The organism is Streptomyces sp. NBC_01304, assembly GCF_035975855.1.
Taxonomy (GTDB): domain Bacteria; phylum Actinomycetota; class Actinomycetes; order Streptomycetales; family Streptomycetaceae; genus Streptomyces.
The window spans coordinates 3835306-3849246 of sequence record NZ_CP109055.1 but is presented as its reverse complement, the minus strand read 5'-3'; the positions used below and the strand labels follow the sequence as shown (position 1 = coordinate 3849246).

Genomic DNA, 13941 nt, shown 5'->3' with positions numbered 1-13941 from the left:
GGGACCCCGCACCTGTCAGGTGCGGGGTCCCTGCGTTCAGCGGCTGCCGCTACTTCAGGCCCGGGATGAGCCCCGCCAGCGGGTTGGCCGGCGGCGTCAGGCCCGGGATGGCGGGCGTCGCGGCCGGCGGCATCAGGCCGGGGATGGGCAGCAGGTTGGGCAGCGCGGGCAGGCCGGCCGGCGGCTTCAGGCCGCCCAGGATCGCCGACAGGTCGATGCCGAGGTTGCCGAGGCCGACCTGGAGCACCAGGTCGATGGCGAGCTTCGGGACCAGCTGGAGGGACGCGACGAGCTTCAGGACGTCGCCGCCGGTCGCGGCCTTCACCAGGACGTCGACCTCGGTCTTGAGGGCCGCCTTCGCCTTGGCGATGGCCTCCTTCTTCTTGTCGTCGTCCGCCTTCTTGGCGGCGGCCGCCGCGTCCTTGGCCGGCTCGGCCGCGGTGTCGGCGGGCGGCATGGCGGCGGGGTCGGTGACCGGCGGCTCCGGCTCGGCGTCCTTGGTGGTGGAGAACACCTCGTCCAGGGCGGCGTACACCGCACGCTGGTCGCCGGCGTCGGCCTTGCCGGAGGAGGTGCGCGAGGCGAACTTCTCGATCGCGGAGTAGAGCTTGTCGATGCTCCGCTCGACGCGCACCGCGCGCTCGTCCTCACCGGCCCGGGCGGCGGCCACGCGGTCGGGGTCGTTGGCCGCCATGGCGGGGGCCGCGGCGAGGGCGACCGTGCCGGCGGAGAGGGACACGGAGACGGCGAGGGCGACGAGGGTTCTGCTGACCTGCATGGTGAATTCCCTTCAGGGGGTGGGGGGTTGGGGTGTTTCGGGCGTACGGAGGATCAGTGCAGGCCGGGGAAGGCCGGGGGGAACGCGGGCGGCGCGGGCGGCAGGCCCGGCCAGGCGGGAGGCGGCGTGGCCGGCAAGGAAGGCCAGGCGGGCGGTGTGGCGGGCAGGGACGGCCAGGCGGGCGTCGACGGGGGAGTGGGCGTGGCCGGCCATGCGGGCAGGGCGGGCGGCACGGTCGGCGTCTGAGGCGTCTGAGGCGTCTGAGGCGTCGTCGCGGGAGCGGTCGGAGTCGTGGGCCCGGTGGGGTCCGCCGGGTCGGGCAGCGTGGGCATCTTGTCGATGTACTCGTCGAGCCCCACCGCGCTCAGCAGGTCCGTGACGAGCTTCGGCACGGCCGCCTGGGAGATCCCGGCCGCGAGCCAGTCGCCCTCGCCCGCGGCGTTCACCAGGCGGTCGACCTCCTTCTTCAGCGCGATGCGCGCCGTGCCCGCGGGCCAGTCGCCGGGCCGCTGTCCGGGCGGCGCCTCGGCCAGCAGGCCGTCCGCCTCCGTCATGACCTGGTCGAGCTTGTCCTCGTCGACGATGTTGATGGCGGTCAGCGGCGAGTTCATGAGCTCGTCGATCGCCGCGAGCAGCGACTCCATGTCCCGCGCGGTCCGGGGCATCGAGGGACGCCCGGCCACGCTCGAGTCGCCGGTGGCGGCGGGTGCCGCAGCCATCGCCGGTGCCGTGCCCATGACGCCGAGGGCGAGCGCGCCGCACAGGGACGCGCTGACGGCGAGCGAGGCGGCGGTGCGCGGTCCCGGCGATCTCCGCGCCGATGCCGACGCCGATCTCTGCGCTCTCATCAGAGAGTCCCTTCTGAGGTTGATCTGTGATGGGGATCTGCGGTTGATATCTGCGGTTGGTACTACGCACACCCTCGAAGCGCCCACCACGCACCGCAACCGGACAGCAACTCAGCGTGTCCATTTGGGTGCACCCCGGCGCCGCCCGGGGGTGCGGCGTTAGGGTTTCGGCGCAGGCAAGGCGGTCGCGAGCAGGTGGTTGAAGAGATGGACATTCCCGGGCAGGGCGCACACGCCCATCCGTACGGCGGCTGGCCCGCCAATGAGCTGGAAGAGGTCCTCGCGGCCTCGGTGGGCGCCGGTCCCTCGGCGGGCGGCCGGCTCGTCGAGGTGCTCGGCCGCAGCCGGGTCTGGATCCCGCTGCCGAACGGCGGCTCGCAGGACAGCCCGAACCTCGACCTGCCCACCATGGACATCGGGGGAGCGGCCTACGTTCCCGTCTTCAGCTCCGAGCAGCAGTTCCGCCAGGTCGTCGGCGAGCACATGGCCTGCACCGTGGCCCCCGCCGTCGAGTTCGCCCGCGGTCTGCCCCCGCTGCTCGGCATCGCCGTGAACCCGGACGGCACCGTCGGCGTCCCGCTGCCCCCGCCCGCCGTGGCCGAGCTGTGCCGGGCCGGGCGGACCCCGCTGGACGGTCCCGCGAGCGGCGGCCGCGTACGCCTCTTCGAACCGGACTGGCAGCACGACCCGATGGACTTCCTGTCGGCGGCCGCCGAGGAGTTCGCGGCGACCGGCGTGGTCACCAGCGCCCGGCGGTGCCTCGCGAGCGTCGAGGGCGGGGAGCCGGTCATGTTCGTCGGCGTGGAGCTCTCGCAGTGGGAGGGCTCCGCCCGTAACCTCCCCATGGACGCCCTCGGCCGGGCGCTCGGCCGCACCCCGGTGGCCTGGCCGGTGAATCTGGTGCTGCTCGACGTGGCCCAGGATCCGGTGGGCGACTGGATGCGCGAACGGGTGCGGCCCTTCTACCAGCGGTAGCCGTCGGCCGTGAGCCGTCGGCAATCAGCTGTCAGCGGCAGCGATCGGCGCGAGCGCCGATCCGGTGCCGGTGCGGCCGCATAAGCTGGTTTCCTCACCCGGGTATCCGGGCCGCCGGGGCGATCCGGCCGGGGAGATTCGACGATTGTGTACGGGACACCATTCCAAGGGGGCAGGTCTTCGGTGAGTGCGTCGCCCACGGCTGCGGCCGGGCAGGTCGAGCACATGCTGCGCCAGGTGACACCGGGGCGTTACGACGCGTACGAGTCGCTGCTCGCGGCCCTCGCGGACGGCCGGCTCTGGATGCTGCTCCTGCACGGGCAGGCCGGCTCGCCCGACGCCCAGTACGGCAACCGCGAGGTCGACGGGTACGGCTACGCGCCCTGCGTGACCTCCGCCCAGGAGCTCGCCGCCTCCGGCTGGACACGGGCGTACGAGGTCGTCGGCGGCCGCGATGTGGCCGCCATGCTCTACCCCGCCCAGTACGGCCTCTGGCTCAACCCGCACGACCCGGCCGGTGGCGTCGGCATCCCCTGGCTCGATCTGCGACGCATCGCCACGGGACTGGACAAGGTGCCCGCAGGACCACTGCGCATTTCCGAACCCACCATTGAAATCCCGCAGTTCTACGCTCAACTCACTCAAAACGCCCACCGCACACCGGCGTTGCGCTCGCTCCGTCGTGCCTGGGTGCAGCCCGCGCTCGGTGCCCCTTATCTGGCGATCGGTCTGGATGTGTACGACACCGGGCCGTCCGCGGTGGATGCGGTGCGCGCGATGATGCAGCAGTCGATCGCCTCGGTGCCGGACGGGCTGCCGGTGTCGACCGTCGCGATGTTCGACGAATTCGACCCGGTCGCGATGTGGCTGCGCGCCAATTCCCGCCCGTTCTACGACCGGGATGCGCACGGGGCGCCTGCGCCGGCCGGGGGCTATGGCTATCCGCCGTCTGCCCCGCGCGCGTACTGACGGTTCACGTCACCTCACGCAAACGCTCGTAAAAGCGCCCAACTTGCGTCCGTCAAGGGCGATTTGCGCCCTCTTGGTCAGGGCTTTGTATTCCGCTCAAGGGATCAACGCGTCCGGATAACGGAAGCCTCCTGGCCACATCACGGTTGCGCAAACATTCCCCGTCAGGTCTGGCGACTGATCGCTGCGCCGATGAAGACTCCCCCGACAAGAGAAGTTCGGACAGGTGTGCAGCATGCGTGTGCAAGCTCAACATCGGTACCGCACGCACCACCTGGACCACCTGAACCACCCGGCACTACGGCAGCAGCGGACCGCACCGCAGACCCGGGCGGCCGCCAAGCACTGTCGGCAACCGCCGGCACGGGCAAGCACGAGGGACGATGACCGCACCCATTGAGACCACCGGATCGCAGGCCGAGGTGCCGCCCGAGGCGGTACTGGAGGGCGCCAAGTCCAAGCAGATCGAAGGGCGTTCGCTCGGACAGATCGCTTGGAGCCGCTTCAAGCGGGACAAAGTGGCGGTGGCAGGTGGAATCGTCGTCATCCTGCTCATCCTGGCCGCAGTGTTCTCGCGGGTCATCCAGTCGATGCTCGGCCTCGACCCGGACGCCTTCAACCAGGACCTGCTCGACCCCAATACTTCGCTCCCCAAGGGCGATTGGGGCGGGATGAGCGCGGACCACCCGCTCGGTGTCGACCCGAGCTTCGGGCGCGACATCCTGTCCCGCATCCTCGAGGGCTCCTGGGTCTCCCTGGTCGTGGCCTTCGGCGCCACACTGCTCTCGGTCACCATCGGCACCGTGCTCGGCCTGATGGCGGGGTACTACGGCGGCCGCGTCGACGCCGTGATCAGCCGGCTGATGGACAGCTTCCTCGCCTTCCCGCTGCTGCTCTTCGCGATCGCCATCTCGGCCACGCTGCAGGGCGGCGCCTTCGGGCTCGAGGGGCTTCCGCTGCACATCGGCGTACTCATCTTCGTCATCGGATTCTTCAACTGGCCCTACATGGGCCGCATCGTCCGCGGACAGGCCCTCGCCCTGCGCGAGCGGGAGTTCGTGGACGCCGCGCGCGGGATGGGAGCCAAGGGCCCCTACATCCTCTTCCGGGAGCTCCTGCCGAATCTCGTCGCGCCGATCATCGTGTACTCGACGCTGCTGATCCCGACCAACATCATCTTCGAGGCCTCGCTCAGCTTCCTCGGCGTCGGAATCCAGCCGCCGCAGGCGTCCTGGGGCGGAATGCTCAACCAGGCGCAGGCCTGGTTCGAAGTGGACCCGCAGTTCATGATCGTGCCTGGTCTTGCAATCTTCGTCACCGTGCTGGCGTTCAACCTGCTCGGTGACGGCCTCCGGGATGCACTCGACCCTCGCAGCAAGTGAGGGCCCACCCATACCGGGCTGAATCTCAATCAAATTTCCGATAGTGGAGGGGAACCCGACCATCATGCGAAGGTCAGCAGTGGCCGCAGCCGCGGTCCTCAGCAGCGCTTGCCTCGTGCTCAGCGCCTGCAGCAAGGCAGATGACGGCAACGAGGACGGCAACGGCAACAAGTCCGTCGCCAACGCCGCCACCACGGGGACTGTCAACGAGTCGACCCAGAAGGGCGGCACGGTCACCTACGCGATGGCCGACGTCCCCGAGTCGTTCGACCCCGGCAACACGTACTACGCGTTCATGTACAACTTCAGCCGGCTGTACGCCCGCCCGCTGATGACGTACAAGCCCGCGCCGGGCGAGAAGGGCAACGAGATCGTGCCCGACCTCGCTGCCGAGCCGGGCAAGATGTCCGACGGTGGCAAGACGTGGACGTACAAGCTCCGCGAGGGTCTGAAGTACGAGGACGGCACCCCGATCACGTCCAAGGACGTGAAGTACGCGGTGGAGCGCTCCAACTTCGCCCGTGACGTGCTCTCTCTCGGTCCGAACTACTTCCAGACGCTTCTGGAGGACAAGGACAAGTACAAGGGCCCGTACAAGGACAAGAGCGAGAAGGGCCTCGCGTCCATCGAGACGCCGAGTGACACCGAGATCGTCTTCCACACGAACAAGCCGTTCATGGACTTCGACTACCTGGTGACCGCCCCGCAGACGGCGCCGGTGCCGCAGGCCAAGGACAAGGGCCAGGACTACACCAAGTCCGTGCTCTCCTCTGGCTCGTACAAGTTCACCAAGTACGACGAGGGCAAGCAGGTCGTCCTCGAGCGCAACGCCAAGTGGGACGCGAAGACCGACCCGCTGCGCAAGCAGTACCCGGAAAAGATCGTCCTGAACCTGAAGGTCGCGCAGACGACCATCGACCAGGACCTGATGGCCGGCACGATCCACGGCGACCTCAAGGGCGCCGGTGTCGACCCGGGTACGCAGGCCAAGCTGATCAAGGGCGGCAAGCAGGACGCCAACACCGACAACACCCTCGGTGGTCGCCTCAGCTACATGGCGATCAACACCAAGGTCGCGCCGTTCAACAAGCTCGAGTGCCGCAAGGCCGTGCAGTACGCGGTCGACAAGGTCTCGGTGCAGACGGCGATGGGTGGCCCCATCCGCGGTGACATCGCCTCCACGGTGCTGCCCACCGACATCAAGGGCTACGAGAAGAGCGACCTGTACGCCACCGAGGGCAACAAGGGTGACGTCGCCAAGGCCAAGGAGCAGCTGAAGGCCTGCGGCGAGAAGAAGATCTCGACCTACATCTCCGCGCGCAGCGAGCGCAAGGCGGAGGTCGACGGCGCGACCGCGATCATCGCCGCGCTGAAGAAGGTCGGCATCGACGCCAAGCTCAAGCAGTACCCGGGCGGCAAGTACTTCTCGGACTTCGCGGGCAACCCGAAGTTCACCGAGAAGGAGAACATCGGCCTGATCATGATGCAGTGGGGTTCCGACTGGCCCTCCGGCTACGGCTACCTGAACCAGATCCTCAACGGCAAGGCCATCAGCCAGTCCGGTAACACCAACCTGGCGCAGATGGACGACAAGGAGATCAACGGTCTCCTCGACGGTGCCATCTCCAACCCGGACGAGGCCCAGCGCACCAAGGCCTACACCGAGGTCGACAAGAAGACCATGGAGACGGCCACCATCGTCCCGCTGACCTACTTCAAGGTCCTGCTGTACCGCAACCCGAAGGCCACCAACGTGACCTCCTCGGCTGCGTGGAGCGGTCAGTACGACGTCCTCAACATCGGCACCACGAAGTAGTAGAAGCAGCCCCGGAAGGCAGGTGAAGGCATTGGTGGCCGCGGGCCGAAAGGTCCGCGGCCGCCAGCGCCGATCCCCGTGATCTCGTACCTCATCCGCCGGTTGATCGCAGCAGTGATCCTGCTGTTGGTCGTCACCGCGGTCACCTTTGCCATCTTCTTCCTGTTGCCGAGACTGGCCGGGCAGACGCCCGATCAGCTCGCGGTGCAGTACCTTGGCAAAAACCCCTCGCCGGCGGACATCGCGGCGGTCAAGCGCAACCTCGGCTTCGACCAGCCCCTGTATGTCCAGTACTGGGACTTCATCAAGGGGATCGTCTCTGGGGCCACCTATGAGCGTGGCCCCACCACCGTGCAGTGCGATGCGCCCTGCCTCGGCTTTTCCTTCAAGAACGGCACCGAAGTCTGGCCGCAGTTGACTGACCGTATTCCGGTCACCTTCTCGCTGGCCGTGGGCGCCTCCGTGATCTGGCTGATCGGCGGTGTCTTCGCGGGCGTCGTCTCTGCGCTCAAGCCCGGTTCGGTCTTCGACCGTTCCGCCATGAGCGTGGCTCTCGCCGGCGTCTCGCTGCCGATGTTCTTCACCGGTCAGCTGATGCTCCTGCTCTTCAGCTACAAGATGGAGATCTTCGGCCGCACCTATGTGCCGTTCACCGAAAACCCGGCCCAATGGGCCAACACCCTCTTCCTGCCGTGGATTTCGCTCGCGTTGCTGTTCTCCGCGATCTACGCCCGGCTGACCCGCTCCGGCATGCTGGAGACGATGAACGAGGACTTCATCCGCACCGCGCGGGCCAAGGGCCTGCGGGAGCGCACGGTGGTGTCCCGGCACGGCATGCGCGCCGCGCTCACCCCGATCATCACGGTGTTCGGCATGGACGTCGGCCTGCTGCTCGGCGGCGCCGTCATCACCGAGTCCGTGTTCTCCCTGCACGGCATCGGCGAGTACGCGGTCCAGGCCATCCGGGACAACGACCTTCCGCCGGTACTTGGTGTGACGCTCACCGCAGCGGTCTTCGTCATCATCGCCAACCTCCTGGTTGACGTTCTGTACAGCTTTGTAGACCCGCGGGTGAGGATCTCGTGACTGACCTTTCCAAGACCGGTGCCGCCGTCGGAGAGCCCGTGGGCTCCGGCCCCGCGCCCGACGCGTTCCTCGAAGTCCGCGATCTCAAGGTGCACTTCCCGACCGACGACGGCCTGGTCAAGTCCGTCGACGGCCTCTCCTTCCAGTTGGAGAAGGGCAAGACCCTCGGCGTCGTCGGTGAGTCGGGCTCCGGCAAGTCCGTCACGTCGCTCGCCGTCATGGGCCTGCACCGGCTAGGGGCACGCGGCAAGAACGTACAGATGTCCGGAGAGATCTGGCTGAACGGCAAGGAGCTGATCTCCGCGTCCCCGGACGAGGTGCGCAGGCTCCGCGGTCGCGAGATGGCGATGATCTTCCAGGATCCGCTGTCCGCGATGCACCCGTACTACAAGGTCGGCAACCAGATCGTGGAGGCCTACCGGGTCCACAACTCGGTCAGCAAGAAGGAGGCGCGCAAGCGCGCCATCGAGATGCTGGACCGGGTCGGGATCCCCGAGCCGAACAAGCGCGTCGACAGCTACCCGCACGAGTTCTCCGGCGGTATGCGCCAGCGCGCCATGATCGCTATGGCGCTGGTCAACAACCCCGAACTGCTCATCGCGGACGAGCCGACCACCGCCCTGGACGTCACCGTCCAGGCGCAGATCCTCGACCTGATCAGGGATCTGCAGAAGGAGTTCGGCTCGGCGGTCATCATCATCACGCACGACCTGGGCGTCGTCGCCGAGATCGCCGACGACATCCTCGTGATGTACGGCGGCCGCTGCGTGGAGCGCGGACCGGCCGACAAGATCTTCTATGAGCCGCAACACCCGTACACCTGGGGTCTGTTGGGCTCGATGCCGCGCATCGACCGGGACATGACGGACCGGCTGATCCCGGTCAAGGGCCAGCCTCCGAGCCTCATCAACGTGCCGAGTGGCTGCGCCTTCAACCCGCGTTGCCCGTACGCCGACATCCCCAAGGGCGGCATCACCCGCACCCAGCGGCCCGAGCTGCAGTTGGTCGGCGAGCGGCACCACTCCGCCTGCCACATGGCCCAGGAGGACCGCACGCGGATCTGGACCGAAGAGATTGCGCCGAAGCTGTGAGTGAATCGAAGGACGCCAAGGTGACGATCCCCGAGCAGGCCGCCCCCGCCGGGGCCCCAGGGGAGTCCAGCGGGGCCCGCGAGGTCCTGCTCAAGGTCGAGGGCCTGCAGAAGCACTTCCCCATCAAGAAGGGGCTGCTGCAGCGCAAGGTCGGCGCGGTCAAGGCCGTCGACGGCATCGACTTCGACGTGCGCAAGGGCGAGACCCTCGGCGTCGTCGGCGAGTCCGGCTGCGGCAAGTCGACGATGGGCCGGCTCATCACGCGGCTGCTCGAACCGACCGGCGGCAAGGTCGAGTTCGACGGGCACGACATCACGCACCTCGGCGCGGGCGGCATGCGGCCGTACCGCAAGGACGTGCAGATGGTCTTCCAGGACCCGTACGGCTCGCTGAACCCGCGGCACACCGTCGGCACGATCATCTCGGCGCCGTTCAAGCTGCAGGGTGTCCAGCCCGAGGGCGGTGTCAAGAAGGAGGTTCAGCGCCTCCTCGAGACCGTGGGCCTCAGCCCCGAGCACTACAACCGCTATCCGCACGAGTTCTCGGGCGGTCAGCGCCAGCGCATCGGCATCGCGCGGGCGTTGGCGCTCCGGCCGAAGCTCGTCGTGGCGGACGAGCCGGTCTCCGCGCTCGACGTGTCGATCCAGGCCCAGGTGGTCAACCTCCTGGACGACCTGCAGGAAGAGCTCGGTCTCACGTACGTGATCATCGCGCACGACCTGTCGGTCATCCGGCACGTGTCGGACCGGATCGCGGTGATGTACCTCGGCAAGATCGTGGAGCTGGCGGACCGTACCTCGCTGTACGAGAAGCCGATGCACCCGTACACCAAGGCGCTCCTTTCGGCGGTGCCGGTGCCGGATCCCCGCCGCAAGGCCGGGGTCGAGGGCGGGCGCATCCTGCTGCGCGGCGATGTGCCCTCGCCGATCTCGCCGCCGAGCGGGTGCCGGTTCCACACGCGGTGCTGGAAGGCCACGGAGATCTGCAAGGTGCAGGAGCCGCCGCTGGTCGCTCTCGAGACCGGGCATCAGGTGGCGTGCCACCATCCGGAGAATGCCGAGGACCAGGCGCCCTCGGACACGGTGCTGCTGACTGCGGCGGTGAAGGCTGCCGAGGTGGCGGGGGTCGAGGTTTCGGAGGCTCAGGCTCCTGAGGCCGCCGATGCTCCCTCGGCTTCCAAGGCTGCCGAAGCCCCCTCGGCCTCCGAGGACGCCGAAGCCCCCTCCGCCTCCGAGAACGCTGAAGACTCTGAGGCTGCTGAGGTATCCGAGGCTTCGGATGCCGGCGAGGCTGCTGAGGCTTCGGACGCGACCGAGGTTGCTGAGGCTTCGGATGCTGAGGTCGAGGCGCCGGGCAAGGACTGATCCCCTATCCGCCCCTTCCCGTAAGGCTGCCGCCGGCTTCTGGGGTGGGGGTGGGTGGGAATCCATCCGTCACTGATGTCCTCAAACGCCGGACGGGCTGACTTTGTCAGCCCGTCCGGCGTTTGAGACGGGTGGGGGAGGAAGCCCGCCGTAGGCGTACGGCACCATGTCCAGGTGTTCCCTGACATCACCGACCTCTTCTCGCCCAGCGTCCAGCACGGCCTCGACCTCGCCGGGATCTTCGTGTTCGCGATCTCCGGCGCGCTGCTCGCCGTGCGGAAGAACTTCGACGTCTTCGGGATCGCCGTCGTCGCCGAGGTGACCGCGCTCGGGGGAGGGCTGTTCCGGGACCTGATGATCGGGGCCGTGCCGCCCGCGGCGTTCACGGATCTCGGGTACTTCGTGACCCCGCTGTTCGCCGCCGGCATGGTGTTCTTCCTGCACCCCGAGGTGGAGCGGATCAACGGCGCCGTGAACGTCTTCGACGCCGCCGGGCTCGGGCTGTTCTGTGTCACCGGCACGGTCAAGGCGTACGAGTACGGCCTCGGCCTCACCGCCTCCGCCGCGCTCGGCATGGCGACGGCCGTGGGCGGGGGAGTGCTGCGCGACATCCTGGCCAATGAGGTGCCCTCGCTGCTGCGCTGGGACCGGGACCTGTACGCGGTGCCCGCCATGGTCGGGGCCGCCATCGTGGTGCTCTGCATCCGGTACGACGCCCTGAACAGCGTGAGCAGTGGCATCGCCGTCGTCATCGCCTTCGCGCTGCGGCTGCTCGCCATCAAGTACCACTGGCGGGCCCCGCGCGCCTGGAACCGCCGGTCCGCCGCCACCGAGGCCGATCCACCGCCGACGAAAAAGCTACCGCTTAGTAGCTGAATGTTGTAGCGTGCCGGGCATGACTCAGGGCACGACACAGGCAGCCATAGGCGACAGCGAATTCGACCGCGACACCGCGGTGACGCTGCGCGAGCCCGGCGTCTACGACGTCGAGCTCTCGGCGGGCTGGACCATCATCAACGCCGTGAACGGCGGCTATCTGCTCGCCGTCCTCGGCCGTGCCCTGGCCGACGCCCTGCCGCACTCCGACCCCTTCACCGTGTCGGCCCACTACCTGACCGCGTCCCAGCCCGGCCCGGCCGTCGTCCGCACCGACGTCGTCCGCTCGGGCCGCACCCTGTCGACCGGCCAGGCCTCCCTCTTCCAGCAGGACGAGACGGGCCGCGAGGTCGAGCGGATCCGCGTACTCGCCTCGTACGGCGACCTCGACGCCCTGCCCGACGACGTGCGCACCACCGCCACGCCCCCCGCCATCCCGCCGATCGAGCAGTGCTTCGGGCCGCAGGACGCCCCCGAGGACACCCCGGTGCAGGGCAGCACCGCGATCACCGAGCGGCTCTGGCTCAAGCTCGACCCGGCGACGCTCGGCTGGGCGCTCGGGGCGCCGTCCGGGAAGGGCGAGATGCGGTCCTGGTTCGGGCTCGCCGACGGGCGCGACGCCGATCCGCTGTCGCTCCTGCTCGCCGTGGACGCGCTGCCGCCGACCGCCTTCGAGCTCGGGCTCAAGGGGTGGGTGCCCACCGTCGAGCTCACCGTGCACGTACGCTGCCGGCCCGCGCCCGGACCGCTGCGGGTCGCCATCACCACGCGGAACCTCGCCGGCGGCTTCCTCGAGGAGGACGCCGAGGTCTGGGACAGTGCGGACCGACTGGTCGCACAGTCGCGGCAGTTGGCCAGGACCGCGCTCGGCCGGTAGGCCCCTGCCGGGACCGGCTGTGCGAATCTTGGTCGGGTGAAGTCCGACCGGCTGCTCTCCATCCTGCTGCTGCTCCAGACCCGTGGCCGGGTGCCCGCGCACGAGCTGGCCGAGCGGCTCGAAGTGTCCGTGCGCACCATCTACCGGGACGTGGAGGCGCTCTCCGCGAGCGGCGTGCCCGTCTACGCCGAGCGCGGCCGGCACGGCGGCATCGCCCTCCTCCCCGGCTTCCGTACGGACGTCACCGGGCTCACCTCGGACGAGTCCCGCGCCCTGTTCATCCTCGCCGCCGAGGGCGCGCACGCCGCGCTCGGCCTGGACGCCGCCCTCGGCTCCGCGCTGCGCAAGGTCATGGCCGCGCTGCCCGAACCACACCGCCCCGCCGCCGAGTTGACCTCCCGGCGCATCCTCGTCGACCCGGCCCGCTGGCTGGGCGGACCGCAGCCCGATGTCGACCTCGACGCCCTGCAGGACGCCGTCTTCAGCGACCGCAGGCTCAGACTGAGCTACCGGCACAGCGACCGCCCCGAGCCCCGCACCTACACCGTCGATCCGTACGGCCTCGTCCTCAAGGCCGGCGTCTGGTACCTGGTCGCCGACCACCGCGGCCGCCCCCAGCTGTACCGGGCGGACCGGGTCGTGCGCGCCACCGTGACCGACGCGCCGGTCCAGCGGCGGGCGGGCGTCGAACTCGGCGACGTATGGGAGCAGTTGCGACGGCGGGTCGAGGACCGGACCGGTGCGATCGTCGTGTCCGCGCGGGTGCGGCGGGACCGGCTCGACATGTTCGTCCGCATGAACGGCGCCTACCTGACGGCGCCCCCCAGCGGCGACGGCGAGTGGGCCGCGGTCGAACTCGCCTACTCCGACGTGCGCGAGGCGCGCTCGCTCCTTTCCTTCGCCGACCGCGTGGAAGTCCTCTCCCCGCCCCAGGTGCGCGAGGAGCTGGCCCGGGCGGCCGCCTCGATCACGGCGCTGTACGCAGAAAACGGCCGAGCTCCGCGGTGAGCCGCGCCGGGGCGTCCTCCTGCACCAGATGCCCGGCCCCCTCGATCACCCGCAGCTCGGCCCCCGGTATCGCCTTCGCCAGCTCATGGGCCTTCGCCACCGGGATCCAGGTGTCGTCCGCACCCCAGCAGATCAGCACGGGCAGCGCCAACTCCCCGTACCTGTCCTGGATTTCATCGGTGAACCGCTGGTCGTTCTGCGCGATCTGCCGGTAGAAGGCGGCCTGTCCCGCCTCGGTGCACCAGGGCGCGACAAGGCGGTCCAGCGTCGTCGGATGGAGGCCGTGGTGGCTCGCCGAGGAGACGTACTCACGGACCAGGGCCTCGTGCAGATTCGCCGGGAGCGCGGAGAACACCTCCTGGTGCGCGCCGAGCAGGCGGTACGTCGGTGAGCCCCAGGGCGCCAGGGCCACCGGGTCGACCAGCGCGAGGCGGTCGTACCTCGCCCCGTGCAGCAGGTGGGCGCGCAGCGCGACGCAGCCGCCGAAGTCATGGGCGAGGACGGCCGGGCGGTCCGGGCCCCAGTGCTCCAGGAGCTCCGTGAAGACCTGGGCCTGGGCGCGCAGGGTGACGTCCTGGCCCGCGCGCATCTCGGAGCTGCCGTAGCCCGGCAGATCCCAGACGTACACCCGATGGTCGGCGGACAGGGCATCCGCTATGTCGCGCCAGACGTACGACGAGAAGGGCGTGCCGTGCACGAGCACGACCGGCGGGTGGTCCGGCAAGCCGAGTGCGGCCCACCGGACCTCGCCGGACGAGCTCGGGAACGTACGGTCGAGAAGCCAGTCGGAATGCCAGTCGGAGAGCCGGTCGCAATGCCTGTCGGTGACCATGGATCCAAGGCTAGGTCCCGGCACTGACAATCGGCCTCG

The 13941-nt window shown here is 69.2% G+C and carries 13 protein-coding genes; 10 read left to right on the top strand and 3 right to left on the bottom strand.

Features of this window, described 5'->3' with window-relative positions; translation table 11 throughout:
* Window positions 1-49 precede the first annotated feature (49 nt).
* Together OG430_RS16665 and OG430_RS16660 are read right to left on the bottom strand one after the other, a co-directional pair.
* The gene (locus OG430_RS16665) at window positions 50-778 is read right to left on the bottom strand and encodes a hypothetical protein (protein WP_327353288.1); all 729 of its coding nucleotides are present in this window, start codon (window positions 776-778) and stop codon (window positions 50-52) included.
* 53 nt (window positions 779-831) lie between these two features.
* The gene (locus tag OG430_RS16660) at window positions 832-1626 is read right to left on the bottom strand and encodes a hypothetical protein (RefSeq protein WP_327353287.1); all 795 of its coding nucleotides are present in this window, start codon (window positions 1624-1626) and stop codon (window positions 832-834) included.
* Window positions 1627-1833: 207 nt separating this feature from the next.
* Here OG430_RS16660 and OG430_RS16655 point away from each other — a divergent pair, with 207 nt between their 5' ends.
* From OG430_RS16655 to OG430_RS16610, 10 genes are all read left to right on the top strand, one after another.
* A complete protein-coding gene (locus OG430_RS16655; protein ID WP_327353286.1) occupies window positions 1834-2601 on the top strand; it encodes an enhanced serine sensitivity protein SseB in 768 nt (255 codons plus the stop codon).
* A 183-nt stretch (window positions 2602-2784) separates the two neighbouring features.
* Window positions 2785-3570 (top strand): enhanced serine sensitivity protein SseB C-terminal domain-containing protein, encoded by a 786-nt coding sequence (locus tag OG430_RS16650; RefSeq protein ID WP_327353285.1) that lies wholly within the window; start codon window positions 2785-2787, stop codon window positions 3568-3570.
* Between the two features lie 383 nt (window positions 3571-3953).
* Window positions 3954-4952 (top strand): ABC transporter permease, encoded by a 999-nt coding sequence (locus OG430_RS16645; RefSeq protein WP_327353284.1) that lies wholly within the window; start codon window positions 3954-3956, stop codon window positions 4950-4952.
* A 64-nt stretch (window positions 4953-5016) separates the two neighbouring features.
* Entirely contained in the window at window positions 5017-6768 is a 1752-nt protein-coding gene (locus tag OG430_RS16640; RefSeq protein WP_327353283.1) for an ABC transporter substrate-binding protein, read from the top strand.
* A 78-nt stretch (window positions 6769-6846) separates the two neighbouring features.
* Window positions 6847-7854, top strand: coding sequence for an ABC transporter permease (locus OG430_RS16635; RefSeq protein WP_327353282.1), 1008 nt, complete (start codon window positions 6847-6849; stop codon window positions 7852-7854).
* Window positions 7851-8945, top strand: coding sequence for an ABC transporter ATP-binding protein (locus OG430_RS16630; protein WP_327353281.1), 1095 nt, complete (start codon window positions 7851-7853; stop codon window positions 8943-8945). Before OG430_RS16635 ends, OG430_RS16630 begins: the two co-directional genes overlap by 4 nt.
* Window positions 8942-10309: a dipeptide ABC transporter ATP-binding protein gene (locus tag OG430_RS16625; RefSeq protein ID WP_442816502.1), complete on the top strand. Its 1368-nt coding sequence runs from the start codon at window positions 8942-8944 to the stop codon at window positions 10307-10309. Before OG430_RS16630 ends, OG430_RS16625 begins: the two co-directional genes overlap by 4 nt.
* A 174-nt stretch (window positions 10310-10483) precedes the next feature.
* On the top strand, window positions 10484-11185 hold the full coding sequence (locus OG430_RS16620; protein ID WP_327353280.1) for a trimeric intracellular cation channel family protein: 702 nt from the start codon (window positions 10484-10486) through the stop codon (window positions 11183-11185).
* A 19-nt stretch (window positions 11186-11204) separates the two neighbouring features.
* Window positions 11205-12062 carry a thioesterase family protein gene (locus OG430_RS16615; protein ID WP_327353279.1) on the top strand — a complete coding sequence of 286 codons (858 nt, stop codon included), beginning with the start codon at window positions 11205-11207 and terminating at the stop codon, window positions 12060-12062.
* Between the two features lie 36 nt (window positions 12063-12098).
* The gene (locus OG430_RS16610) at window positions 12099-13070 is read left to right on the top strand and encodes a helix-turn-helix transcriptional regulator (protein ID WP_327353278.1); all 972 of its coding nucleotides are present in this window, start codon (window positions 12099-12101) and stop codon (window positions 13068-13070) included.
* Here the strand turns inward: OG430_RS16610 and OG430_RS16605 are convergent.
* Window positions 13030-13902, bottom strand: coding sequence for an alpha/beta fold hydrolase (locus OG430_RS16605; RefSeq protein ID WP_327353277.1), 873 nt, complete (start codon window positions 13900-13902; stop codon window positions 13030-13032). The genes OG430_RS16610 and OG430_RS16605 overlap by 41 nt on opposite strands.
* Between the last annotated feature and the right edge of the window lie 39 nt (window positions 13903-13941).